Origin of the sequence: Gracilimonas sp. (genome assembly GCF_035704785.1) — a bacterium.
Classification (GTDB): Bacteria; Bacteroidota; Rhodothermia; order Balneolales; family Balneolaceae; genus Gracilimonas.
On sequence record NZ_DASSWP010000120.1, the window covers coordinates 1 to 26,909 of the forward strand.

Annotated in this window: 19 protein-coding genes; 12 read left to right on the forward strand and 7 right to left on the reverse strand. The window is 41.9% G+C overall.

Annotated elements, in window-relative coordinates; all coding sequences use genetic code 11:
* Positions 1-832 precede the first annotated feature (832 nt).
* On the forward strand, positions 833-1,729 hold the full coding sequence (locus tag VFM80_RS07165) for a TIGR01777 family oxidoreductase (protein ID WP_395070969.1): 897 nt from the start codon (positions 833-835) through the stop codon (positions 1,727-1,729).
* A 77-nt stretch (positions 1,730-1,806) separates the two neighbouring features.
* On the opposite strand, the gene VFM80_RS07170 is transcribed toward VFM80_RS07165, so the two are convergent.
* On the reverse strand, positions 1,807-4,440 hold the full coding sequence (locus VFM80_RS07170; RefSeq protein ID WP_395071018.1) for a hypothetical protein: 2,634 nt from the start codon (positions 4,438-4,440) through the stop codon (positions 1,807-1,809).
* Between the two features lie 108 nt (positions 4,441-4,548).
* Between VFM80_RS07170 and VFM80_RS07175 the strand changes: the two genes are divergently transcribed.
* The 9 genes from VFM80_RS07175 (at position 4,549) to dnaK (ending at position 17,628) form a co-directional block, all read left to right on the forward strand.
* Complete coding sequence (locus tag VFM80_RS07175; protein WP_395070971.1) at positions 4,549-6,651, forward strand: BatA domain-containing protein; 2,103 nt, start codon at positions 4,549-4,551, stop codon at positions 6,649-6,651.
* Entirely contained in the window at positions 6,651-7,235 is a 585-nt protein-coding gene (locus VFM80_RS07180; RefSeq protein WP_395070973.1) for a hypothetical protein, read from the forward strand. Before VFM80_RS07175 ends, VFM80_RS07180 begins: the two co-directional genes overlap by 1 nt.
* A gap of 15 nt (positions 7,236-7,250) precedes the next feature.
* Positions 7,251-8,540 carry a GTPase HflX gene (hflX, locus tag VFM80_RS07185; RefSeq protein WP_395070975.1) on the forward strand — a complete coding sequence of 430 codons (1,290 nt, stop codon included), beginning with the start codon at positions 7,251-7,253 and terminating at the stop codon, positions 8,538-8,540.
* Between the two features lie 2 nt (positions 8,541-8,542).
* On the forward strand, positions 8,543-9,208 hold the full coding sequence (locus tag VFM80_RS07190) for a CBS domain-containing protein (RefSeq protein WP_395070977.1): 666 nt from the start codon (positions 8,543-8,545) through the stop codon (positions 9,206-9,208).
* Positions 9,209-9,299: 91 nt separating this feature from the next.
* A complete protein-coding gene (locus tag VFM80_RS07195) occupies positions 9,300-12,242 on the forward strand; it encodes a tetratricopeptide repeat protein (RefSeq protein ID WP_395070979.1) in 2,943 nt (980 codons plus the stop codon).
* Complete coding sequence (aroA, locus tag VFM80_RS07200; RefSeq protein ID WP_395070981.1) at positions 12,239-13,531, forward strand: 3-phosphoshikimate 1-carboxyvinyltransferase; 1,293 nt, start codon at positions 12,239-12,241, stop codon at positions 13,529-13,531. Before VFM80_RS07195 ends, aroA begins: the two co-directional genes overlap by 4 nt.
* A gap of 140 nt (positions 13,532-13,671) precedes the next feature.
* Positions 13,672-14,922: a 6-bladed beta-propeller gene (locus VFM80_RS07205; RefSeq protein ID WP_395070983.1), complete on the forward strand. Its 1,251-nt coding sequence runs from the start codon at positions 13,672-13,674 to the stop codon at positions 14,920-14,922.
* A 184-nt stretch (positions 14,923-15,106) separates the two neighbouring features.
* Positions 15,107-15,541 (forward strand): Hsp20/alpha crystallin family protein, encoded by a 435-nt coding sequence (locus VFM80_RS07210; protein WP_395070985.1) that lies wholly within the window; start codon positions 15,107-15,109, stop codon positions 15,539-15,541.
* A gap of 143 nt (positions 15,542-15,684) precedes the next feature.
* Positions 15,685-17,628, forward strand: coding sequence for a molecular chaperone DnaK (dnaK, locus tag VFM80_RS07215; protein WP_395070987.1), 1,944 nt, complete (start codon positions 15,685-15,687; stop codon positions 17,626-17,628).
* Positions 17,629-17,846: 218 nt separating this feature from the next.
* On the opposite strand, the gene VFM80_RS07220 is transcribed toward dnaK, so the two are convergent.
* Positions 17,847-18,089: a hypothetical protein gene (locus tag VFM80_RS07220; protein ID WP_395070988.1), complete on the reverse strand. Its 243-nt coding sequence runs from the start codon at positions 18,087-18,089 to the stop codon at positions 17,847-17,849.
* A 24-nt stretch (positions 18,090-18,113) separates the two neighbouring features.
* Between VFM80_RS07220 and tsaD the strand changes: the two genes are divergently transcribed.
* A complete protein-coding gene (tsaD, locus tag VFM80_RS07225) occupies positions 18,114-19,097 on the forward strand; it encodes a tRNA (adenosine(37)-N6)-threonylcarbamoyltransferase complex transferase subunit TsaD (RefSeq protein ID WP_395070990.1) in 984 nt (327 codons plus the stop codon).
* 62 nt (positions 19,098-19,159) lie between these two features.
* On the opposite strand, the gene rnhA is transcribed toward tsaD, so the two are convergent.
* Positions 19,160-19,603 (reverse strand): ribonuclease HI, encoded by a 444-nt coding sequence (rnhA, locus tag VFM80_RS07230; RefSeq protein ID WP_395070992.1) that lies wholly within the window; start codon positions 19,601-19,603, stop codon positions 19,160-19,162.
* Entirely contained in the window at positions 19,596-20,435 is an 840-nt protein-coding gene (pyrF, locus tag VFM80_RS07235) for an orotidine-5'-phosphate decarboxylase (protein ID WP_395070994.1), read from the reverse strand. Before pyrF ends, rnhA begins: the two co-directional genes overlap by 8 nt.
* Positions 20,436-20,600: 165 nt before the next feature.
* On the opposite strand from pyrF, the gene VFM80_RS07240 reads away from it, so the two are divergent.
* Positions 20,601-23,921, forward strand: a complete 3,321-nt coding sequence (locus VFM80_RS07240) for an amidohydrolase family protein (protein ID WP_395070996.1) — start codon at positions 20,601-20,603, stop codon at positions 23,919-23,921.
* Positions 23,922-23,995: 74 nt separating this feature from the next.
* Here VFM80_RS07240 and VFM80_RS07245 read toward each other — a convergent pair whose 3' ends face one another.
* The 3 genes from VFM80_RS07245 to VFM80_RS07255 are packed head-to-tail and all read right to left on the reverse strand — an operon-like array spanning position 23,996 to position 26,908.
* Entirely contained in the window at positions 23,996-24,664 is a 669-nt protein-coding gene (locus VFM80_RS07245) for a hypothetical protein (RefSeq protein ID WP_395070998.1), read from the reverse strand.
* A 28-nt stretch (positions 24,665-24,692) separates the two neighbouring features.
* Positions 24,693-26,033 carry a pyridoxal phosphate-dependent decarboxylase family protein gene (locus VFM80_RS07250; protein WP_395071000.1) on the reverse strand — a complete coding sequence of 447 codons (1,341 nt, stop codon included), beginning with the start codon at positions 26,031-26,033 and terminating at the stop codon, positions 24,693-24,695.
* A complete protein-coding gene (locus tag VFM80_RS07255) occupies positions 26,033-26,908 on the reverse strand; it encodes a DUF3078 domain-containing protein (protein ID WP_395071002.1) in 876 nt (291 codons plus the stop codon). Before VFM80_RS07255 ends, VFM80_RS07250 begins: the two co-directional genes overlap by 1 nt.
* Position 26,909: the final 1 nt, after the last annotated feature.

The window sequence follows — 26,909 nt, forward strand, 5'->3', positions numbered from 1 at the left end:
AACCCGCCCGGGTGCGCTTCACAATGAGAGGCGTGGCAGGTCTTATGTGGTTCAATGATACTAACATTCATATTGATAAAAAAGTTTATTAATACGCGTATTTAAATTCTAATATTTTAAGATATCACCCTATTATGGTTAATAAACAATTGATTTACTTGTTAGTAGATAGTAACGATCTGGAAAGTAAATGGAAAGTGGGTTTTATGGATAACGAGCTCGCCCCGCCTTGTATGGGCCTTTACCCATCGACCTCAGAAAAAAGAGCGTCAAGAAGATGACGAAATGAAGCGTTAAAAAATAAATCCCATTCACCACCACCTCGTCAATCCCGCACGCAGCGAATGCGAAGATGCGGGATCTCCCTGATTCGACTCCGTTCTTGCAGTAAGTAGATCCCTGGTCTGGGCCAGGGATGACTGGGCTTTTAATTACATTGATTTCTTTTAGTGAAATGAAGTCAGCTTTAGCTCTTTTTTCGCAGTCGGGAGCTTTTGGTTCTTTTGTCGGCACAAAAGAACAAGGAAATTGAAAACAGGAAATTAATCACTCCAAGCCACGGTAAGCTGGAGCTTCCCAGACTGCGTTATCCCGAATGCTCGGGAGATTTTCGGAACGAGGACAAGCTTCAAAGGTTAGACATATTTAAGGAAAAACAGGTTGGGTTGCTCGGATTGGTCAATCGGTCAGACGAGTAAGCCGTTAGACCGAGGAGTTGATCATGCTTCCCAAATCCCCAATCAACTAATCCTGCTAATCTTTTATAATTTCACGTAAAACTGAATGCTATTACTCGATTATTTGGTTTAAATTCAAAACAAAAAGGAAGAACATGAATATTCTCATTACAGGCGGAACCGGATTTATTGGAGATGAGCTTAGAACTTTATTGCTCAAAAAAGGACATGATTTGGTAATTGTTACGCGCAACCCTAAGGAGTATGAAGATGAAAACGCCAGGAACCAGCGTTTTATAGCTTGGGACGATGATTTGGTTGCTACCGTGAATAACGTAGATGCAGTAATAAATCTGGCCGGAGAAAATATTTTTGCATGGCGCTGGACTCCCGAAAAAAAGGAGAGGATTTTAAATAGTCGGATCCGTGTGACAACCCGTTTGGTAGAAGCGATGGTTGAAGCAGATAATAAACCGAAAGTTTTTATTTCTGCATCAGGAGCGAGTATTTATGGAGATCGGGGAGATGAAGTTCTGAGTGAGTCAGAAGCTGCTTCTGATGATTTCTTAGCAAGTGTATGTGTTAAATGGGAGTCCGAATCCCAAAAGGCATCAGAACTTGGAATACGGGTAGTGAATCCAAGAATTGGCGTGGTTTTGGAAGAAGGCGGAGGAGCATTAGAAAAAATGATTCCTCCTTTTCAGTTTTTTGTTGGTGGCCCAATAGGCAGTGGAGATCAATACATGAGCTGGATACACCGGACAGATCTTTGCCGATCATTTATTTTTGCTTTGGAAAATGAGCAGGTGAAAGGAGCTTATAATGCCTGTTCCCCCAATCCTGTAACGATGGGTGAATTTTCAGAAATACTTGGGGCGGTGATGAATCGCCCGGCAATTTTTAAGGTCCCGGAGTTTGCCATTAATTTGGTAATGGGTGAAGTTGCAAAAACAGTAACAGACAGTATTCGTATGCAGCCCAAAAATTTACAGGTTAATGGGTTCGATTTTCACTTTGAAGAACTCGAAGAAGCCCTGGCGGATATTGTATAAAAGCTTTTAGGTGCTAGAAGCAAGGTGTTAGTTTTTATGTGTCAAAATGCTAACAGCTAAAATCCCATGTCTAACACCTAATCAACCTTGTTGATTGTCCAGCATCGAAGCCCTTCTCTTGTTTGAGCAATAAGCTCCTTTCGCCCATCCCCATTCAAATCTGTAATGATAGGATATTTCATTCCGGAGGTTGGGATGCCAAATAATCTTTTATCAGTTAAGATCTCCCAGGCGAATAATCGTCCAAATTCAGCAAGTGCCAATAACTCCATATTCAGATCAGAGTTGATGTCTGCCAATTGGGGAGTGAAGGTAGAGGAGGAAGGTTGGCCCAGGCTTTTTGTAAATCGCAGATCCCCCTTATCGTTATAAAGGAATACAGATCCATTCGCGCTTTGAGTAAGAAAAATATCTTCCCTGTAAAAATCAGTAGAATCTTTTAGAAGCACACCTTCTTCTACCTTTACGGATGTAAGCTCGCTGTTAGCTACATATAAAGTATTGATAGCAACAGAGTCTTCAGAAATAGCAGTAGCAATGGAGTCTTCAAATACCGGATTCATTCCAATAGAGTAAAGGTACCCATCAGCCGCACTGGCAATTACCTGATCTTCATAAATAACAGGAGAACCGGTAAAGCGGGCATTTACAAACTGGGGGTAACCCGGGCGGGCATTCCCGTTTCTAAGCCAGCTATGAAGTGTGTTCTCTGAAAAAGCCCATATTGACCAGGTTCCATTTACGATCTCAAAAACAGGTTGAGTTCTTACGATAGTATTGGTGTTCCGAGGCCATCCCCGCACATTTTCGCCCCTGCCGTCTAGAACGTGCACTTTCCGGTCTTCAGTAGCTACCACAATTTCCGGTACGCCGTTTCTGAGAATATCCTGAACAAATACGGGAGAAGTGATCTGTTCTCCCATCTCTATAGGAAAGCGTGGTAAAAGATTTCCATTCTCATTCCATGCAAAGATCTTTGAGCCGGCTGCTAAAAATACAATTTGTTGGTTATTTCCGTACCAATCGTAAAGTTGTGGCCCTCCGACAGCAGTTAATCCGTTTGTAGAAGCCTGCATTGCAATGGTTCCATCTATTGCAAGTGAATAAACCCGGCCATCCTGGGTAGAAAATGTAATTTCTGTAGCACTGCTCCCAACTAAGTTCCCTAAAACCGGCTCTCCGCTTAATTCAAAGTTAGAAAGAGGCATTACCCATAGTTCTTCATATGGCATGCTCGATCCTTCCTTAGAGTAGGTATTTAGAGAAAAATCTATCGCATTATTTGTCTTAGTCATGACCATAGACGTAACATCAAATCTACTTAACAGGCCACCTGCAATGTTTTCAGGCTTCAGTTTTGGGGCAATGAATCTCAAGAATTCATTTGAATTAGTCCATACAAACCCACTCACTTCCGAAGGTAAATTATCTCTGACATCAGAGTATGTATCATCATAATAGATCACGCGTCGGCGAATACGATCTGCATTAACACTTTCAGCCAAACCTTTTCTCTTTGCTATAACAACTACGTCGTTCGAGAAAGCCAAAGAAAAATCGCGCAGAGTACTCAATTCTGAACCAATTAACTCACCCATAATACGGCTATTTATTCGGTAAGTATTATCCTGTCTGTTTATATACCCATCTTGGTAGAGTTCGATCAATTGCTGGCGTAAAGCATTTACATTTTGAAGTTTTCGCATGAACAAGAATTCGCCGGTTGCCATTAGACCAGACTCGGGAAAAGCCTCAAAAGCAAATTCAGAACTCATAGTATTAGCGAGCTTTTGGTAAGTCTCAATATCATTGAGTAACAAAGAATCCAAAGGAGAGATGATCGTATCATCAGGCTCATTGGGAATGGAAAGCGGGGGGAGTCTCAGTATGGCGAAACTTGCTGCATTACCGGCAATATGCTGATCTAGGGAAATTGGTTTGTTCTCATATGAAAAAGCATCAACAAGAACAGAATGATTGTTGTCTTGAAGTTGGATCTGACCGGAAAGCTGAACATTGTTTGTAGTATCTGCTGTAGTACTGAGTTTAAGTGAAACTGGCTTAGTCCCAGTGAATTTATCCATTATGGACGGGCGGTTACTTACTAAAGAGAATTGCTCGATCCATTGGTCTAATTCCGGGGTGTTCACAACCAATGTTGAAGAATCAGGATTTTCTTCAAGCTGTATAGAGGGTGCCTGACCGAGGTAACTTCGTATCGAATTTTCAATTAATAAACTGGACTCGGAAATAATCAGATAATCTCTTACCTGAGCCGCAAAAATTTCCCCTTTATTGAAGAAAAGTTTATGAATGGTAAGGCCGTTAAATTCGTAATTATTCTGTGTAAAAGGTTGATAGAATCTGGATGCCCATTTCCCAAGTTTTTCAGCCGGAGACTCTGCTATCCAAAGGATGTGGGAAGTTGTTGAAGTAGTAGGGTTCAGCACCAGCGCTTTAACTTGAAGGCGATTACTTACGTCAACATCCAGGCCGGCACTTTGCTGAATTGCAGTAGGCGTCAGATCATCCAGGTAAGACGCATATTCTTTGGTTACTATATCCTGTACATTAAGACCTTGTTCAGGTACGATCACAAAAGTCGAATTTTCAGGAATTAATGCAAACCAGTCCTTATTTGGAACTGAAGAGCAACTTGTGAACTGGCTGATTATGAAAAAAGTAATTAAGATCTGAATAATGCGTTGCATCAATACGAAAAAATAAGCTGTTTTAGGATATTATTCTGAATGGACTAATTTCCAAATGGTCAAAAAGTTCCATAATAAAAAATAAAGGTAACATTTTTTGAGCGCTAAATGAGTTTTCTAAACCCGGTTTTTTTACTTGCCTTAATTGCGATAGGATTACCACTCCTTATCCATTTACTAAATTTAAAGCGACCACAGAAGGTAGCATTTTCAACTCTTACATTTTTTAGAGAGTTGAAAACTACCACAATCAGACGCATTAGAATTAAAAGGTATTTGCTGCTACTGCTAAGACTTGCAGCTATTGCTTGTCTTGCATTAGTATTGGCGCGTCCATTTTTACCTCCCGGACTTTCGGGGGGAAGCTCGGCACAAGCACCGGCTCTTAACGCTTTTTTGTTGGATAATAGTATAAGTATGTCTCGTATTGGAAAGCAGGGACCGCTATTTGATTATGCGCGGGAAATTATTGGAAAGGTCGAAGAGTCAGCTAAAGATGAAGATCGTTTTATGCTGCAGCTTACAAATGGTGAAGCTGAGTATACAAATATACTAAGCAGTGCTAATATCCGGAAAACGGCGGAAGGAGTAGATATAAAACCGGGCGGTAATTTTATATATAATCGCCTGGAGGGTTTGGTAGAATCAGTGCGCGAAGCGCCTTACCAAAACAAAAATATTTTTATTATTACAGATGGACAGTATAGTCAGTTAAATGATCTTCAAGAGTTAGATCTGGAGGATATCTCGTTGACCATAATCGATGTAGGTGATGTTGATGTTCAAAATACGATGATCTCCGACATCAGTACTTCTACGAATATGATTGGGGCAGAGATCCCATTTACGATAAATATTGAAGTGGCTAACCGAAGCAGTGTGGGGGCAGTTAATCAATTTGTAACTCTGGAATTTGAAGGACAAAATGCAGGCCAATATTCTGTTGCTCTTGAGCCGAATGAACGGAAGACCTTCACCTTTGAGGTAACCCCATCAAAATCCGGATCAGCCAAGGGAAAGATAGAGATCGAAGGAGATGAGTTTCAGCCGGATAATGAATTTTATTTCACGGTGCAGGTCCCTGAGACACGCAATGTCCTTTGGGTAAACGAGGGTAATTCCGATCCTGATCTTATCTCTTATACCGGCACCATGCTTCGTGTAGCCGGTGAAAATGATGCACAACTGGTTTACAGGGAAGAGGGGCCCGGTATTTTTGAAACTGCCAATCTCAATGAATTTGATGCAGTAATTTTAGATGCTTTGGAATCGATCCCGGAATATAGCTTTCAGGCATTGCAGGAATATGTTCAAGATGGCGGCGGCATTATGTTTTTCCCTTCCGAGAATGGTGATCTGAATAATTATAACAGGTTGTTCTCTCAATTTAATGCCGGCCGGTTCGCAGGCATTCAGGGAGAATATGCGTCTTTCAATACAGTAACCACAGCAGATGAACTCCTGGAAGATCATCCTGCATTTACAGGATTATTTCAAAGGGGAGATAATGAACCGCTTCGCTTTACAAGTCCAAATATTTATTATTACCTGAAGTTATTAAAGTCAGGTTCAGGAACAGGTTTTGATCTTTTGACAATGAATAACGGCGATGTGTTGGTTCATGAAAAAAGGTTTGGAGAGGGCGTATTAATATTATCAGCTATTGGCAATGATCCGGGTTGGTCTAACTTTGCTGTTAAACCTTTATTTGCACCTTTTTATTACCGATTGCTGTTATACTCTGCATCTTCTGACGAGGGAGGATTTGCCAATCATCAATTAGGGAATAGTTTTAACTGGCAGGGAAATATTGATGGAGAAAAAGCCGTTATTGAAAAAGATGAGGACGTGATAAAACCAACGGTAGATGTAGTTTCATCAGGAATCAGGCTTAGGTACCCTGCTGAAGAATGGACACCGGGATGGATCACAATAACCGACGAAGAGCGGGAATATGTCCTTTCAGCAAACTTAAGTTCAGAAGAATCAGATTTCATGAAAATGAATGAAGAACAGTTTGAAAATTTAATAGAGGATGATGACATAAATTGGGTTTCTGCAGGTGATATGGAAGAAGAAGCACTTCAAAATGAAATCATGGCTACCGGATTTGGAAAAGAAATTTGGAGCTGGTTTATGTTAGCAGGCTTGTTATTTTTAATCACAGAATCCTTGGTTTCTATGTTCTATAAAGCAGAAACAGTGAGTTAATGGAAGAAATACTTGCCATATTTTTCAGAGGCGTGATCTTATTTTTCACAATTGCCTCTACTTTACTTGCGGGTTATTCATTTCAGAATAAACTTCGGCTGAGAAAGGTGCGTTTAAGCTGGAGGGTCGGAAAGCTGAAAGGATATCCTTTGTTTGCCACAGTTTTTCTCGGTTTGATATTTGTTCTTTCATCCATTGCTTTTTTTTATGAGGAGACTGCAAGGTATTCAATATTTTTGGCTTACATGTGGATCGGAAGTATGTGGTTTGTCTCCAGTTATTTAGCTTCTAAATATTATATTACAGATTATGGGATCGTGAAAAACATCAACGAACCTTCACAGACAATCCCCTGGTTCCAAATTTTGGATTATGTAGAGTATCCTCAAAAAGATGGAGTGGAATACCTCTTTAATTACTCAGAAATGGATAAATCACTTACTGAAGGATTTAAACAATTAAAACTATTCGTACCCAGGCCTCGATATAATGCAGTAAAAAAAATTGTATCTTTAAAATTAGAGAATAAGATCGAAGGACAATCCTTACCGGATATAGACCTCAAGAGAATTCAGGAAGATTAATTAAGTAATACCCATTTGTTAGACGACGTTAAAAATTCCGACATAGAAAGAGAACGTGTTATATTGGTAGGACTATACGGTCCTGAGACAACCCGTTTTCAAGCTGAAGAATACTTAGAAGAGCTTTCCCTGCTGGCCGATACTGCCGGAGGGATCACCGTTGATAGAATTCTGCAAAATAAAACCCACCCTGACTCATCAACATATATAGGGAAGGGTAAACTGACTGAATTGAAGCGGATCATGGAAGAGAAGAATATTGAATCCGTTATTTTTGATGATGATCTGTCGCCCACACAGTTAAGGAATATAGAAAAAACGACAGATGCCAAGGTTTTGGATAGAAGTTCTTTGATCCTTGATATTTTTGCTTCAAGGGCAAAAACAGCCGCTGCCAAAACACAGGTAGAGCTTGCGCAACTTCAATATTTGCTACCCAGACTGACTCGTTATTGGACTCACCTTTCTCGTCAAAAAGGGGGAATAGGGACTAAAGGCCCGGGTGAAACACAGATCGAGACCGATAGAAGGTTAATTGGCCGGCGCATTGCAGTTTTGAAGGATAAACTTGAAAAATTAACCAAGCAGCGGGTAACGCAGCGAAAAGGACGTGAAAGCATGACACGTGTTTCGTTGGTTGGTTATACAAATGCCGGGAAATCAACATTAATGAATGCACTAACTGAAACAGGTGTATTTGCTGAAGACCGGCTTTTTGCGACACTCGATTCCACTGTGCGGCGGCATGAACTCGAAAATCATTCTGTGTTACTTTCTGATACGGTTGGTTTTATAAGGAAATTACCTCATAACCTTGTAGAAAGCTTTAAATCCACCCTGGATGAGGTTAGGGAAGCTGACATATTGCTGCATGTGGTAGATGCATCTTCAAAAATGGCGTATGAATACATTGAAGTAGTGGAAGAAACTCTTGAAGAGATAAAAGCCACCAACAAAAGAACGATCATGGTATTCAATAAAGTTGATAAAATGGATGCGAATCAGATTTCGGAAATGAAACGTTCCTATCCGAATGCCGTTTTTGTATCTGCAGAACAGCGAATAGGCCTTAAAGAGCTCGAAAAAAGCATTGAAGACATGATCGAGCTTGAATATAGCCGGCATACCATGCAAATTCCGGTTTCAAAATACAAAGCAGTTGCTTTTATTCATGAGAACGCAACGGTTGAACAAGAATCGTATGAAGGCACGGATGTTGAGCTTACGTTCAGCATTGCTAAAAAAGATTTTAAGCAATTATCCCATTTGTTGGATACTATTGGTACCAACGGCGAAGTTGTATAACTATGCTAGTAAAAGAAATTATAAATAAAGACATATCACCGCTTAAGTTGACGGATACCGTGGCAACGGCTTTGATGAAGATCGAGTTATTGCACACTACTCAATTCTGTGTAGTAGATGAAACAGGAAAGATAGTAGGTATGGCTTCACTTGAGAAACTGATAGAAGTAATAGATGAAAAGTCAGCCCTTTCTCAGGTTGAGTTAGAGGATCCGCTTTTTGTCCCTCAAGATCAGCATCTTTTTGAAGCATCAAGGGTGATGCTTGCTAAAGAGATTTACCTGATACCTGTTGTTGATAACGATATGGTTTTTCAGGGCATGATCAAGAAAAGAGATGTTCTTAAAGCTTTGGGAGATGTCTTTAATCTATCTAGTTATGGTTCTGTGATAGCTGTTGAAATGAGTCAGGCTGATTTTACTTTATCTGATCTTGTTCGGATAATAGAAATGGAAGGTGCTAAGATATTAGGTGTAGCTGTTCAGCAACCAAGAGCAGAAAATCCATATTATCGCGTATCATTTAAATTGAATTTGGAAGACTCATCAGTTGTAAGTGCCGGATTGCGCCGTTTTGGATACACGATCATATCCGAAGCCAATAGTGAGGTTCTGGAACATAATTTTTCTGATCGCGCAGACGAACTTATTCGTTATCTTGACATATAAGAAGTAACTATTAACCCTATTTATCCTGACGAGTTTCATGCTCTCCGTTCCAAAAAGCTGCTTTATCACTTTTTTATGTACGTTTTTTCTGTTGAACTTAGTATCTGCTCAAGATATTCAGTCACCCTCAACCCGGCTATATGAAAGCGGGATTGATCTATATGAGAAAGGTTTTTTTGAAGAGGCTGCCCAACATTTTGAAGAATTCAACACCACTTTTCCCAACCATGACCTGCGTATTTCTTCTGACTTTTTCCTTGCCAGGGCTAATGCAGGCATGGATTCCACGAAAATGGAGGCATACTATAAACAGTTTGTGATGCGGTATCCTGGCAGTGATCTATCAGAAAAACTTCTTAGAGACCTAGGGCATCGTTATACTGATAAAGGTGATTATGAAGCGGCGATCACCTATTACCAGCAAGCGATGGATTCATGGATGAATGACGAGAATTCTGCAGAAACCAAATATTGGATTGCTGAGGCCGCCGCTGAAAACGAAGATTATTCTGAGTCTCAGGTTTATTTTATGGAGCTGGCTGATGCGTATCCAAGATCTGAGTGGGCCCCCAAAGCCCTTTATGCTCGCGGACGTCTATTTCTTACTCAAGAAAAATATGATGCCTCGTCTGCAGCCTTTGAAATACTAAAGGATCGTTATCCAAATAATGAGATAACCCGCCGTGTGGGAACGGCTCTTGGAGAATCCTACTATCAGCAGGGGAGATACGAAGAGGCGATTCAGGCTTTACGAAACGCGTTGCCTTATCTGGATGAAGAGTCATTGGTAAAAGCAGTTTTCCTGATAGCTGAGAGCCAGAATTATCTTGGAAACTACGATGAAGCTTCAAAGTCTTACCTTCGTTATATCAATTTGACCAAAGGTACTCCTCAGGAAAGAATAGCTCATTACGGCTTGGGCTGGGTATATAATAAGCAGAAGATATATCATTGGGCAGCTGAGTCTTTTGGGCAGGCTGCTGTAGGTGATGATGAATTAGCCCGCAAGGCGCTGTATTATAAGGCAGTGAACGAGAAGCTTGGCGGTCAATATGGTAAGTCTATTAACTCATTTCGTGATTTTGGTGAACGCTTTAAGACAGGCTTATGGGTAGAGCAAGCATATTATGAATGGTCTATTTCTGCATTTGAGGCTTCAAGGTATGGCGAATCAATAGAAGTGCTTTTGGATTTGGTACGAAGTGACGTGGAATTAAAAGATCCGGGTAAAATTTATACTATGCTGGGTGAAGCCTACTTCGCTAATGGGGAATACACACGGGCCACCCAGGCATTTGAGGAAGCAGAAAAAGTAGTTGATATCGATCCGGCGCTTAAAAGGCAGGCTCGTTTTCAGAAAGCATGGATTTTATATCGTAATCAGGCATATGAACAGGCTCAACCTATTTTTGAAGCTGTTTACACTGAAGCACCTAATTCCGATATAGGCAGGGAAGCCTTATTCTGGAGTGCTGACAGCCATTATAAAATGAATCAGTTTAGCAGTGCAGCTCAACGCTTTAAAATTTATGCCGATAATTATCCTGAAAGCGACATGATGGGTGCAGCTTTATACTCATTGGGGTGGAGCTATTTCCAAATGGGGCAATACCAGCAAGCTGTAGAACCTTTAGAGGATTTTCTTCAAAATTATGAGCCGCCGGCTACCGCGCTTTTTCCATACGACACTGATACACAGTTACGTATCGGGGATGCTTATTACGCAATTGGTGATTACCAGCAAGCTATTAGCAGCTATAACAAAGCCATTGGTGCTGAACCGGGTGGAGATTATGCCATGTTTCAGGTTGCCAACAGTTACTACAGAGCAGGCAGAACTTTTGAGGCGGTCTCCAATTTCCGAAAGACACTCCGTATTTATCCATTCAGCCGTTTAAGGGAGCAAGCACAATATAATATTGCCTATATATATCTGAATACGAACAATTATTCTCAGGCCATAGAAGAATTTCAAACTGTGATCAGTAAATATCCCGGTACTGAGTGGGCTGCACGGTCTCAATATAACATTGGAGATGCCTACTATAACGCCGGTGAATATGACAGGGCTATTGCCGCATATCAAAATGTATTGGATGAGTACCCAAGAAGCAGCTACATCATAGAAGCTATTAATGGAATTCAGTATGCTCAGCTTTCAGCCGGAAGGTCCGACAGCAGTTCTGTTATTTTGGAAGAATTTTTAAGTGATAATCCTGCCAGTTCAACTGCGGATCAATTGAGATATCGGCAAGCACTTAATGTTTTTCAGTCAGGCGATTACGAAAATGCAGTGAAAGAATTTCGACAGTATTTAAGGGTTACAAACTCTGAATCATTGATGCCTGAAGCATATTCCAATCTCGGAGAATCATACCGACAGCTGGATCAGATTGAAAATGCCATTGATGCCTACCGAACCATAGTTAGTGACTTTCCTGATAATGACCTGGCGGCCTCTGCATTGACTTCATTAGGAGTATTGAACTATGAAAAAGCTGATTACAGAGCCTCATATGCAAATTATGCACAACTGCTTGAAACTGCGCCCCGATACCGACAGGAAGCATATGTGGGTATGGGAAATGCGAGTCTGGCACAAGGTGAGATCGAACGGGCTCAAGAAGAATATGAATCTGCTTTAGAAGTAAATGCTAATAGCGAAGCGGCTCAGGTAGGTTTAGGGAAAGTTGCTCTGGCTGAAAATAATTATGAAAGAGCCCGTGAACTGTTATCTCCTGTTGCCGAAAGAAGCTCAACAGAGATAGGGGCGGAAGCACAATACTATCTTGGTGAGATCTTTCAACGGCAGGGACAATTTAATTCAGCAATAGAAGAATATGCCAAGGTGAAGGTCTTATTTGAGGCTTTTGATACCTGGGTTTCTCAGGCCATGTACAAAAGTGCAGAATCGCATATCAGATTAGGGAACCGCGGAGAAGCAATGACTATATTGAACTCAATAATAGATACTTATCCGGGAATGGAAGCTGAAAGAAAAGCACGGGTGCTGTTAAACGAAACAGATTCATGATCAAACATGTGATGCCTGCTAAATCACTTAAAGGTGAACTTAGCTTACCTCCTGATAAATCAATTTCTCAACGTGCCGCCATTTTTTCTTTGTTATATGAAGGAATTTCAGAAGTAGGAAATTATTCTACCGCTCAAGACCCACAAAGTACGCTAAGCTGTGTTCGGCAATTAGGAGCCGAGGTTCAAAAGTCTAACGGCAAGCTGATCATTAAAGGAACAGGTCGTGAAGGCATTCAAGCTCCTGTTAAAGACCTCGATTGTGGAAACTCAGGAACGGCTATGCGACTGCTTTCCGGGGTGTTAGTGGGGGCAGGTGTTTCAGCAAAGTTGATGGGAGATGAGTCACTTTGTGGAAGAACGATGACCCGTATTATTAAACCACTGGAACAGATGGGGGCGTACATTTTAGCAAGGAATTTAGCTTATGCTCCTTTGTTCATTAACCGGAACGAACCGCTAAAGCCGATTAGGTTTGAACTTCCCATTCCAAGTGCACAGCTAAAATCATGTATTCTTTTGGCAGGATTGTTTGGTGAAGAAAAAACTCAGGTAATTGAAATTTTACCAAGTCGTGATCATACCGAAAGGTTACTAAATTTGGATCAAGACATAGCTGAGGGACGAAAAGTTATTTCCGCAAGTTTGGCAGATGAAATTCCAAATCAAAGTTATACCATCCCGGGAGATTTTTCTGCTGCGGCATTTTGGCTGGTTGCAGGAGCCATTCAAGACAATGCCGAAATTCTGATCGAAAACGTTGGGTTGAACCCCACCCGAAATGCACTTTTGGATATTTTGGGTGATATGGGAGCCGACATCACCATCGAGAATGAACGCATGGAAGGGGCCGAGCCTGTCGGTGATATTATAGTGAAGGGCTCTGATTTAAAAGCCATTGAGATTGATCCTAAAATGATTCCGAACTGTATCGATGAACTCCCTGTCTTATCTGTGGCTATGTTATTTGCTGAAGGCACTTCCGTCATTTCCGGCGCTGAAGAATTACGACACAAAGAAACCGATCGCATCATGGCGATGTCTAAAATGCTGAAAGCGGTGGGAGCCAACTTCGAAGAACATGAAGACGGCCTCATCATCCACGGTGATCCTGAGTTCACGTTTCAATCTGCTGAATTCGAATCTTTCCACGACCACCGCATTGCCATGGCTGCTGCTGTATTATCCTTAAAAGGAAAAACTAAGAGTAAGATTAAGGACGCGGAAAGTGCTGCAATTTCCTATCATACCTTCTGGGAAGATCTCGAGAAGTTGACAGTTGAGAGTTGATAGGGTGATAGAATTTGTTCGTACAAATATCACCCTATCAACTCTCAACTATCAAAAATTCTCTGAGTTCAATATTCTTATTCTTGCTTTACAAAATTAATTCTGCTATTTAGGTAGTATTAAACTAAGCAGAATTACTTATGGCATCCTTTGTTAAAACAATTCCAAATTGGCTGATCATTGGGTTAATTGTTATCGGGTGCAATTCAGAAACCGATCAGGAGCCTCTACAAACGCCAGAATTACCGGAACACGTACAGAATTTAGAAAATGTATCCGTGTATTCACTGGAAGAACAGCTTGCTAATACAGATACTGTTGAGTTAATAAGGGAAACGGTATTTGAAAGCAACGAAGATGTATTCATTGAAGGGTATATCGGTGAAGTAGCCATTGATGATCAAGACCGGATATATATAGTGGGGTCGGTTCCAGGAACGGTACACGTGTATGTTTTTGAGCCGGATGGTGAATTCATCACCAAATTTTATAGGGAGGGTAGAGGGCGTGGAGAGTCAGAAGCAATTGCTTCTATGGCAATAAAAGACGACAAGATTTACTTATTAGGATCTCGCCTTCAAAAGTATTTAGTGTATTCAATATCAGATTATTCGTTTGTCAGGGATGCAGTTATAAAGCGCGATAGTGTTACAGATAAAAAATTCAGCTTAATTAGGGCCTCAGATCTATATGTTGATGAAGAGGAGAGAGTTATCATGAAATTCAGGAATCAGGCACTTTCTGATACACTTGGGCAGATCTATTATTATCAAGTGTCTGAGGTCGGGCAAATATTACCGAATAAATTGTACTCTCAGAGAAAATATGGTTTTTACCCGTATGAAATGGGGATGCAAGTTGGAGGGTCAACAACTTGGCCGTGGAGCATGCCATTTAATCGAGGTTCACTTTTCTACATGTCAAGAAATGGATTAATTTATGATGTGTGGACAGAAGATTTTTTAATTGGTATTTATGATTCAACCGGAAATTACCTGCGATCTATATACTATCCTTACAAGAAAAGCACCCTGAACACTGATAAATTGGATATCTCAGAGAATTTTAAAGAAGCATTTGAAGATAAGGAAGTGCCAAATACCTGGCCCGCTATTCATAAAATGATGGTTGATGAAGAAGAACGGATTTGGATCGCATCAATAACAGACAGCGATTCTACATTTCAATGGTTTGTACTTGAGAACACAGGTGAATTAAAAGCCGAGTTTACTTTTCCGGGTAAAAGGTCAGAGAGAAACCCAATGTATGAAAGACAACTTCCGATAGTAAAAAACGGGTACTTCTATACAAGAGAGAGAAATTTATCAGAAGGCATCGACCGAATCGTGAAGTACAGAATAGAATTCAGAGCAAAAGGGATAGATAAGTAAAATCACCCTATCAACTCTCAACTATCAAAAAACCACTTCTGAGTTCGGTGTTCTTTGTTCAATATTCAATGTTCCTCCGGCTTCCTGACAATACGTCGGTCAATACGTCAGTTTTCTTCCCGCCTTCCGTAGTTGGCATTGGTATTGCTTACCTAATTGTGAACTTGAACAAAACATCACGCACATGGGAGATTTTACAGAATTTGGTATCGAAATTGAGCGGCACCTGTCCAAACTTGGGAAAGACATTCAACAGTTTGTAGAGAAAGTGGTGCCACTGGCCAATGAAGACAAGGATTTTGCCCCCGATTGTGATATCCTGGAAAGTGAAGAGGAATTTAAGATTCTGCTCGACCTTCCCGGGCTATCAAAAAAAGAGATCGGAATTTCCCTGAAGAACAATGTATTGACGGTGAAAGGTGAGCGTGAGGTCGAAGCCGGCGACGGTGAAGAGTTTAAGCGACAGGAACGACGACGCGGTGCTTTTGCCCGTGCGTTTGCGATTCCGCAAAATGTAAATGCGGCTGAAGTATCAGCCAGTTTCAGAAACGGCGTACTCTCGATTGCCATGCCTAAATCGGAGGCCTTAAAGGATTCAAAATCCATTCCGGTTAAATAGAGTTTATAAGCAATGACAACCGCTACAACGCAGAGCGATCGTAGCGAGTAATAACATACTTACTGACACTCGTGTCTGACGCTCTGCGTTGGCACGGAAACAACAAGAATATTTATAACAATAAAAGCAAATAGATCAGACCAATGGGAAAAATCATAGGAATTGACTTAGGAACAACCAACTCATGCGTTGCCGTAATGGAAGGCGGCGAGCCGGTGGTAATCCAGAATAGCGAGGGTGGACGAACTACTCCTTCTGTTGTGGCTTTCACCAAAGACGGTGAACGTTTAGTAGGTGCACCTGCAAAAAGGCAGGCTATCACCAATCCGGCAAACACTGTAGCTTCTGTAAAACGCTTTATGGGACGCATGTTTGACGAAGTAAAAGATGAAACCAAGCAGGTTTCCTACGAAATCACCAAGGCGGATGATAATACCGCACGAGTAAAAATTGAAGATCGCTTATATGCACCGCAGGAAATTTCTGCTATGGTTCTTCAAAAGATGAAGCAAACTGCAGAAGAATATCTTGGTGAAAAAGTAACAGAAGCTGTAATTACAGTGCCTGCTTACTTTAATGATGCTCAGCGTAAAGCTACTCAGGAAGCCGGTAAAATTGCCGGACTCGAAGTGAAGCGTATCATCAACGAGCCGACAGCTGCTTCATTAGCTTACGGGCTGGACAAGAAAGATCAGGATCAGACAATTGCCGTATATGACCTTGGTGGAGGTACTTTTGATATTTCCATCCTGGAATTAGGTGACGGAGTTTTTGAAGTAAAATCAACCCATGGTGATACACACCTCGGTGGAGATGATTTTGACCAACGAATCATTGATTTCTTAGCCGATGAATTTAAGAAAGATGAAGGCATTGACCTTCGAAAAGATCCAATGGCTATGCAGCGCCTTAAAGATGCTGCCGAGAAAGCTAAGATCGAGCTTTCAAGTTCACAAAAAACAAATGTAAATCTGCCGTTTGTAACAGCTACCGACTCAGGTCCTAAACACCTGAATATTGATATTAGTCGTGCCAAGTTCGAACAATTGGTAGATGATCTTGTAAAACGATCTATTGATCCGTGCAAGAAAGCTATGAAAGATGCCGGTTTGAACAAATCAGAAATTGATCAGGTAATTCTTGTTGGTGGTTCAACCCGAATTCCAAAAATTCAGGAAGCTGTAAAAGAATTCTTTGGTAAAGACCCAAGTAAAGGTGTAAATCCTGATGAAGTTGTAGCAATTGGTGCAGCTATTCAGGGTGGTGTGATGTCGGGTGATGTAGAAGATGTTGTTCTTCTGGATGTAACCCCACTTACGCTTGGTATTGAAACGATGGGTGGCGTGATGACTCCATTGATTGAGTCTAACAGTACCATCCCAACCAGCAAGTCTCAGACATTCTCTACCGCAGCAGATAATCAGTCCAGCGTAGAAATTCATGTACTGCAGGGTGAGCGTGCCAAAGCTCAGGATAACCGAACGCTTGGCCGTTTCCACTTAGATGGAATTCCACCTGCTCCGAGAGGAGTACCTCAGATCGAAGTAACCTTTGATATTGATGCGAACGGTGTGTTGAACATCACTGCGAAAGACAAAGGAACCGGAAAAGAGCAAAGTATTCGAATCGAATCTTCTTCAGGACTATCCGAAGAGGAAATCGAAAAAATGAAGAAAGCTGCCGAAGAGCACGCCGAAGAAGACAAACAGATCAAAGAGCGTGTAGAGAAATTGAATCAGGCCGATAGTCTGATCTTCTCTACCAAGAAGCAGATTGATGAATACGGCGACAAGATCTCCGATGACAACAAGAAAGCGATCGAAGAGGCTGTTGAAAACCTCGAGAAGGCGCACAAAGAAGAAAACATGGACGAGATCGATGCAGCTATCGAAGCTGTAAATCAGGCTTGGTCCGGTGCTTCTGAAGAGATCTACAAAGCTACTCAGGAAGAAGCCGCTGCTGGCGGTGCGGCAGGTGCTAATGCTGCCGGCGCTCAAGGTCAGGCTACATCCGACGATGCAGAAGACAGCGGAGATGATGCTGTTGATGCCGACTATGAAGTAGTTGACGATGACGAGAAAAAGTAAGCTGAGTTTTTTCACTTACTCTTGATAAAATTCAAATCCCGCTTCGGTTTTCCGAAGCGGGATTTTTTTGTTTGAAGAATCCCCAAGCCAGTAAGGGCGCATTGCCATGCGCCCTTACTGGCTTTTACTTATTCAATTTAATAAGTAATTTATGCTTGAATCGAATTCCTTTTACTGCTATATAGCCTCGAACTTTATACTAACATTATCAATATGTTTCATTCTGTAAGCTCTTTAGCATTTTTCATTCCGGTTATTTTATATCTGGCTTTAATAATTTTTGTGATCTCCCTGATCTTACGCCTGATCAGATCAAATGAAAAAATTGCCTTTAATACGGAAAGAATTGCAAAATCATTGGCAGATAGAAATGAGATAGAACGGAAAAAAGAATAGTAAATCAGATCAGCGAATCTCTGCAACATCCGCGCCATCCGTGTTCCATTCCTTATGTCTTTCAAGCTCAACATTCGTATCTTTGAGGTATGAACATTTTAGCCATTGAATCTTCTTGTGATGACACTTCTGCAGCGGTTTTAACAGCAGAAGGTATTAAGTCCAATATCATAGCCTCACAATCAATCCACCTGCAGTTTGGGGGAGTGGTACCTGAATTGGCTTCACGAGCTCATCAAAAAACCATCACCCAGACGGTACAACAGGCACTCGAAGAAGGTGGCATCTCTTTGGATGAAATTGAAGCTATTGCCGTAACGCAGGGTCCGGGACTGCTTGGTTCATTATTGGTGGGAATTTGTTTTGCCAAAGGATTGGCACTCTCTCGAGATATTCCACTGATAGGGGTGAACCACATGGATGCGCATATCTATGCTAATTTCATTGATCACCAGCCCGAGTTTCCTTTAATCGCCCTCACTGTTTCCGGTGGACACACACAACTTATTCATGTAAAGTCGGCTTTTGAGCATGAGGTCATAGGTAAAACCCGGGATGATGCCGCCGGCGAAGCTTTTGATAAGATCGGTAAGCTATTAGGGCTTCCATATCCCGCAGGGCCGCACATGGATAAACTAGCCAAAGATGGTGACCCGAAATTCCACAAATTTCCACAAGCACTATTGCAAGAAGGATTGGATTTTAGTTTTTCCGGGTTGAAGACCAGTGCCTTGTATTATTTGCAGGATAAAGAAGAAGACTGGGTTCAGAAGCATCTAAATGATATTTGTGCCAGTGTGTCTTTTGCGATATCGGAAGTGTTGGTGAAAAAACTGAAACGGGCGGTCAAACAAACGGGAGTTAAAACGGTGTTGCTTGCTGGAGGGGTTTCTGCAAATTCTATGCTCCGCTCGAAAACCGAAAAAATGGCAGAAGAGATGGGAATTCAGCTTTATACCCCAAAAATAAGCTATTGCACTGATAACGCCGCCATGATCGCCATCACCGGAAAAATGAAAGCGGACTTAGGGCAGTTTGATGATCTTGATATGGTGCCTTTTTCCTCTCTTTAGGAAATTGGAAATGTTGAATTTTGAATTAGCTTAGGCTGTATTCAAAATTCAACATTTCCAATTCAGAATTTCTGTGAAGCAGCAACGGCAAGTTGATCCGCTCTTTCATTCAATACGATGCCGGCATGGCCTTTTACTTTAACCCAAATAACCTCATGCGGCTTCATGGCTTCCAGTATTTGTTGCCAGAGCTCTTTGTTTTCCACCGGTTTTTTATCGGCTTTTCGCCAGCCGCGCTTTTGCCAGTTTTCGATCCAGCCTTGTGTGAATGCATTAATGATGAGGGCACTGTCACTGTGAATTTTAACCACGCATGGTTTCTTGAGTGCTTTCAAAGCTTCGATGACCGCCTTCATTTCCATGCGGTTATTAGTGGTTTGGGGATCGCCACCGGAAAGTTCCTTTTCTTTTCCGTTCCATTTGAGAATGGCTCCCCATCCGCCCGGTCCCGGATTTCCGCTGCATGCTCCGTCTGTATACACAATAACTTCCGGTTTCTTAGACATACTTTTGGGTTATCTGATTTAGTTTCTGATTCATAAATTTGGCGGCAGCGGATACATGTTCAGGCCAGTCGCTTTCATCTTTTCCTGCATAAATAATCCCACGACTGGAGTTGATCAATGGAATTCCTTTGTGATCTTTCAGGGCTTTTTCTAACTCTGATATTGACCCTCCTTGTGCTCCTATTCCGGGAATTAGCAATGCCCCTTCGGAATGATAATGTAAAACAGATCCGGCTTCTTCAGCCTGTGTTGCACCGATCACCATCCCTAAATGTGATTTTGAAAAAGAAGATCTTTTTGAAAGCTGATGGGCAATGAATTGCGCCATCATGGCAAAATCGGAAAAGGGCTTCTTCAGAAAATCAGCTGCTCCGGGATTAGAAGTTAGCGTAAGCACGTAAACTCCCTTGGTTTCATCTTTTGCAAATGCATCCAATGTTTCAAAGCCCATCAGTGGATTTATAGTAATGGCATCGACCTTAAATTCACCCCAAAACGCTTTTTTATAATGCTCAGCTGTGGAACTGATATCACCGCGTTTGGCATCGGCTATAATGATCTTATCATTTGGGATGTGATCTATGACTTCCTCAAGAACCTCTAATCCGCTTCTTCCAAGTGCTTCAAAAAAAGCAAGATTCGGTTTAAAGGCCGCGCAATATTGACTGGTATAGTCAATAACCAGTTTGCAAAAATAACTAACCCGTTCTTCCGGAGTTTTAAATTGATCTTTGACCGACTGTGGAAGCAGGGCAAGATTGGGGTCCAGGCCCACACAAAGTGTAGAACCGGAAGCTTTTACTGAATTCTTAAGCTTTTCTAAAAAGGTCATAGATGAAATTTTTGAGGAAGATAACATTTCTGTATTCCAATGGTGGAATGCTTTTTTTGCAGAAAATTTTAGAATTAGGGATGAATTGTATTTACTTGTAAAAGGGTTGGGGGGATACTCCAATTTTTTTAGCTTCTGCTACTTAATCAAATTATTAAAGGAATCATGGTACATACACACTTATTATCGAATGGGTTTAAAATTTTAATGATCACTCTGTTGGTTGCGTTTGGCCCTCAATTAGGCTTTGCGCAAGATGCCGATGCTGATAGCACCGAAAAGGAAGAAAAGAGCGAGCTCCCATTAGAACCGGGAAGAGAATTTAGTTTTGATCTTGATGAAGGCTCCTGGATCGCTTTAGATGTGAGCCCGGACGGGACAACGATCGTGTTTGATTTTTTGGGAGATCTGTACACAATTCCGGTTGAGGGCGGTGAAGCCACGCAAATTACAGAGGGCATGCAATTTGACAGTCAGCCCCGTTTCAGTCCGGATGGGAGTAAGATAGTATTTATCTCTGATGCCTCAGGCGGGGAAGGAGTCTGGATCTACGACCTCGAGACCGAAGAAGAAGAGCAGTTAACCAGTGGAAAGGATAACGAATATCAATCTCCGGAATGGATGCCGGATGGCAAATATGTTATTGCTTCAAAGAACTCTCCGGGGAATCACAAGATCTGGATGTACCACACTGATGGTGGTTCCGGTACGGCATTAGTTGATGAACCAGGAAATTTACGCATGCTGGAAGGAGCTTTTGGAGCTGATGACCGGTACATCTGGTTTTCACGTCGATCGGGAAGCTGGGATTACAATGCCTCATTACCTCAATATCAGATAGGCACATATGATCGTGAAACCGGTGATATTGTAATGCAGACAGATAATTATGGATCTGGATTTCGTCCAACGCTTTCAAGTGACGGCAAGTGGCTTGTGTATGGAACTCGACATGATGAGCATACGGGATTGATGAAAAGGGATCTCACTACAGGTGATGAAAGCTGGTTGGCTTACCCTGTACAACACGATGATCAGGAATCAAGAGCATCAAGAGATGTATTGCCCGGAATGTCTTTTACTCCGGATAACAAACATGTAGTTGCTTCATATGGCGGAAAGATCTGGAAGCTTCCAATTGAGGGTGGAGATGCGGTAGAAATTCCATTTAATGTGAGCAGTACTATTGAATTGGGGCCAGAACTTGATTTCGATTATCCTATTGAAGATACGCCACAATTTGAGATCACACAGATAAGAGATGCCGTTCCTTCACCGGATGGCAATAAAATTGCCTTCACAGCACTTAACGAAATTTATACGATGGAATTGCCTGATGGCGAACCTCGTAAACTGGTTGACCTGAATGAAACACAGGCACAGCCGGTTTGGTCACCGGATGGTGAATGGATCGCTTTTGTGACCTGGACTCCTGAGACCGGAAAGGTGTATAAAGTACGTCCTAATGGCCGGGGGTTACAGCAAATAAATGAGGAAGAAGGTGTTTTTCAGGATCCGGTATGGAATAATGAAGGAAACCGTATTGTTCTGATCAAAGGGCTCCCTCAGGATTTTAGAAATGCGACACAGCGCAGTGCTTTCAGGGGAACGAGTGATTTGATCTGGATTGATGCGGATGGCAGCGAAAACAATTTTATTACCTTAACCGGTGGAAGAGGAAATCCGCATTTTGTTAAAGGATCGGATAGAATTTATCTTTCAAGCTGGAGGGGGCTCACCTCAATTCGATGGGACGGAACAGATGAAAAATCTCACCTTGAAGTAGATCAAAGAGACGGGGGAAGAGCATCCTGGATCCGAATGGCGCCGGAAGGAGACCAAGCCTTAGCACAGATCAGTACAGATATTTTTGTTGTAACAGTGCCTAAAGTAGGTGGAGATGCTCCAAGCATCACTGTTGGTGGTGGTTCCAGTGCATTCCCAAGTAATCAGCTTACCGATATTGGCGGGCAGTTTCCTGCATGGGGCTGGGATGCCAATGAAGTACATTGGTCAATAGGTAATGCTCATGTTATATATGATTTTGAAGCAGAAGAAGCCTACAAAGACAGTGTGGAAGCTGCCAAAGAAATGGAGGAAGAGTCGGAGGAACCGGAATCTGATGAAGAAGATGGGGATGAAGAAAAAGAAGAAGAAGCTGAAAAAGATGAAGGGTACAAGCCTGATGAAATTGAGATCAGCGTAATGGCTGACCGTGATATTCCGGAAGGAGTTCTTGTACTTCGAGGTGCTACGGTTATCACCATGAATGGGGATGAGATCATTGAAAATGCCGATCTCGTGATCGAAGATAATCGTATTATCGGAATTGGAGCACGGGGCGAAGTTGAGATCCCATCCGGTGCGGAGATCAAGAATATGAATGGAAAAACAATTGTGCCCGGCTTTGTGGATACTCATGCTCACTTTCGCCATCCGGTAAATCTACACCGCGGTGAGTTTTGGTCTTATTTAACGAATCTTGCTTATGGTGTAATCACTACTCGTGATCCTCAGACTGCAACTACAGATGTGCTTACCTATCAGGACTTGGTTCATGCAGGCAAGTTGATGGGGCCAAGAGTTTATTCTACCGGTCCGGGTGTTTTCAGTAGTGAAAATATCAAAGACCTGGATCATGCCCGTGAAGTATTAACCCGATATAGTAAGTATTATGATACTAAAACGATCAAGATGTATGGTGCAGGAAACCGGGAACAGAGACAATGGATCATTGAGGCTGCCCGAGAGCAAGAGTTAATGCCAACCACAGAAGGCTCCCTTGATTTCAAAGAAAACCTGACACAAGTGATTGATGGATATCCCGGGCACGAGCATTCATTTCCGGTATTTCCACTGTATCAAGATGTCATTGATCTTGTGGCTTTTTCAAGAACAGTGTACACACCTACTTTGTTGGTTGCGTATGGCGGTCCCTGGGCTGAAAATTATTTCTATGCTAACGAGCGCCCGCATGATGATATAAAATTGCAGCGCTTTATGCCGCATCATAACCTTGACGAAAGAACCAGAAGAAGAAATGCCGGGTGGTTTATGGAAGAGGAACATGTGTTTGAAGAACTAGCAGTGTTTGTGAAAGATCTGGTTGAAGCCGGAGGGCGAGCCGGAGTTGGTAGCCACGGTCAGTTGCAGGGACTTGGTTATCACTGGGAGCTTTGGGCTATGCAGGCCGGTGGAATTTCTGAACATGATATTTTGAAGGTAGCAACTCTACAAGGAGCTGAAGCTATTGGCTTGGATACTGACCTTGGTTCTATTGAAGAAGGTAAACTGGCTGATCTGGTAATATTGGATAGTGATCCCCTGGAAAATATCAGAAATACAGCCGATATCTCCTATATTCTGAAAAACGGGTATATGTATGAAGCTGAGACATTGAATGAGGTATTCCCGAATGAAAAAGAGTTGGGGACGTTCTGGTGGCAGAATAATGAACCTGTAAACGTTCCGGGGGTAGAAAAATAGTGTTAAGGTGCGACAGTGTTGAAGTGTTACCGAAAAGTTAAAAGGTAACACTTTAACACCTAAGCACCATAACACTATAAAACCGTCTCAGGATGAACTTCTTCAAAACCATGGGGAGGTCGGTCCAAGGTCCAGGTCTCGAAATAGAAATGGCGTTCCGATCTGAATTTCTTGCCGTTGATACTAAAAAAGCGAAAGTGGTCAGGAACTAATTTCTGTAGCGGGAAGAACATCTCACGATACACATTCTTTTTGGAAAACATGTGCAGGTCAAAGCCATCTTTGGCCTGTTCCTTATAAACTACAATGTGATTCGCTTCCAGCGCTTCTTTCAATTCTTCCTTCAGGTGACCCACATTCGAATTCACATCAATATGTAAAGTGGAAATGTCGAGCTCAACTTCATCCTTATCCGTTAGAATAAAAATTTCACCCGGTTGCAGATCCTGAATGGCTTTTTGGATGGACGGAAATTGGGTTTGGTAGGTGAAGATATTTTTACTTGGGAAAGCAACTTCCAGGGCATTGATCACTTCATCATATGCGGCCAACATATTCAATCCAAAACGCTCGTTAGCCAGATCAGTTCCTGTAAAATAGAACCTGGAATAGGTAGGGTCAGGTTTCATGAAGTCATCCAGCGTAGTTTCCATTTGCTTTGGATGATCACGGGTATTGCGTTCGGCAAGCTTATCCAGTCGCTGGTCGTGGTGAAAGATGAGTTTAAAAATATCAGTGTTCATATCTGGAAAATATTGAAGCAGTTAAAAATCAGCAGTTTTGTTCAATTCGGTTGAAAAGTTCTTCTGTGAAGCTGTCGTGTTCAGGTTTCATAAAAACACTGCGAAGGATAGTAACATCTTCTGAATCAGCTTTGTACTCCGGATGTAAGCGGGAGAATGTTTCTATAGGGATTCGATACAGAGACAGGTAGTATGATCGATCTTTCATTCCCTTTTCGAAAATTGCTTTAGACTTTTTAGAAATTTCAGAAGTAGTTTTCTGTTGAGAAGGGAAGTATCCCAAAATATCAAGATCAGGCTTTTTATAGGCTTTTAGTTTTTGACTTGTATCAGTCAACTCGTACACATTGCTGGCTGCCCCCAGGCATTTCTTTAAAATAGGGCCAAATCCCACGTCTTCTTTTAAAGGCAACATTTTCAGTGTAGCCCAAAGTGCTACGGCCGCAGCTCCTGCTCTTGAGCATTCCAGGCTTATCTCCCCAAGATGCAGATCTTCAGAAGTGAAATAGGTATAGGGAGAATCATGCTTATAAAATTTCCCCACTGCAGGATCTTTAAATAAAACACATCCGCAGCCATAGGGCTGAAGACCATGCTTGTGAGGATCAACAACGATACTATCGGCTTGTTCCATCAAATTCCAGGATGTCCCGTCAATTAGCTCAGTGTCTTTCAGTGTTCGGAAAAATCCACCATAGGCAGCATCAATGTGGATCCTTATTCCGTGTTCTTTGGCCCAAGGTAAGACTTGATCAAGGGGTTCTACTTCTCCGAGGCCTGTGGTTCCTAATGTAACTACAACCGTGCCGATCTCATTTGGGTTGATAGCTTTCAGATCGAATGTTCCGCTATCAAGGACAGGGACCTTGACTCCCTCTACCCGCAAAACGGAACACATACGTTCATGGGTGTAATGAGAATTTTGAGAGAAAGCGATCTTTTTGTCGGGGTGAGATTCCCGGGCTATCCACAAAGCCTCAAGGTTGGCAATGGTTCCGCTTGCAGTAAGATGCCCTAAAAATTTATCACCGTAGCCAAAGAAATGCGCCAATTCGGCTACCGCTTCCTTTTCCATTTCAGAGGAGGGAGGGCCGCCATCCAGGGCATGGTTGTTTGGATTAATGCTCATCGCCATGGCGTAAGCCGCCCAGGTAAGTGGATGTGGTGGCTTTAGCATTTGTCCCGCATATATGGGATGATGAAAAGGAAAGTTACACTGCAGGCGCTGAGCCAGTCGTGAAAATGTTTTTTCAATCGTTTTATAAGGGATATTGAGCACAGTATCTTCTTCCCATGTACCAAAAGAATCTTGCCATTTTTTTAATTCAGCAAGTGAATGATCTAAGACTTTTTGGGAGGAGTTATTCATTAGTATAGACTTACAGAAACGCCGGCGGAAAGAACCTGTTTAAGCTGGATCTCGCTGGAGAAATCATTGTCGTAACGAAACTCAAACTGAAAAGAAGCACTTACTATACTGTTGATCTGCCCGATCAGTTCATTAGACCAAAATACATCGGTTTCGTTTATGGGGGTCAGGAAATTGGTAAATGTTTCTACCGAACTTGCATACAAGATATCCTCAAAAACCTCTTTTTCAAAGTTTATTCCGGTAGTTAAACCACCCTCACCCCTGAAATTTTCTCCGGTATCAAGCCCGTAAATTGGAGCAAGATCATCATCGGTTACAAAGGTTTGTTTCAGCCCCAAACCTGCTTCAAAGGTAAATGCGGGTGTGGGATCGTAGGCAATACCAATACCTTCAGTTAAATAAGCAGGTGCAAAAAAGTTTGAGATCAGGCTATCCGGCTGACCGGTTTCCGTAGCATATTCATAACCACGGTCGAATTGTGTTCTGAAACTAACTGATCCATAACCGGACAATGCCCCGTCTTCCCGAAAAGCATAATTAAACCGGTTTCTAATAGAAATTACGTCATCTGTTTTACGAACACCTTCACCTTTAATGCGTGCCTGTCCATATTTAAAATCGGTTCTGAGACCATAACTAAACTGGCCTTGTTTATAGATCACACTAAAAATTGAAGAACCTGTTCCGCTTATGGAACTGACACCACCCTGCGACCAATTGCTATAAGCCGCCTGAGAACCATTTAAATTTGCCACCCAGCTCTGATCCCATCCTTCAAGTGTATCAGGAATAGAAATACTTTGAGCAGTGGCGAAGGTGCTGCACAGAATTAAAATTAAAGCTGTTATAGTAGATTTTAGTAGTACTCTCATT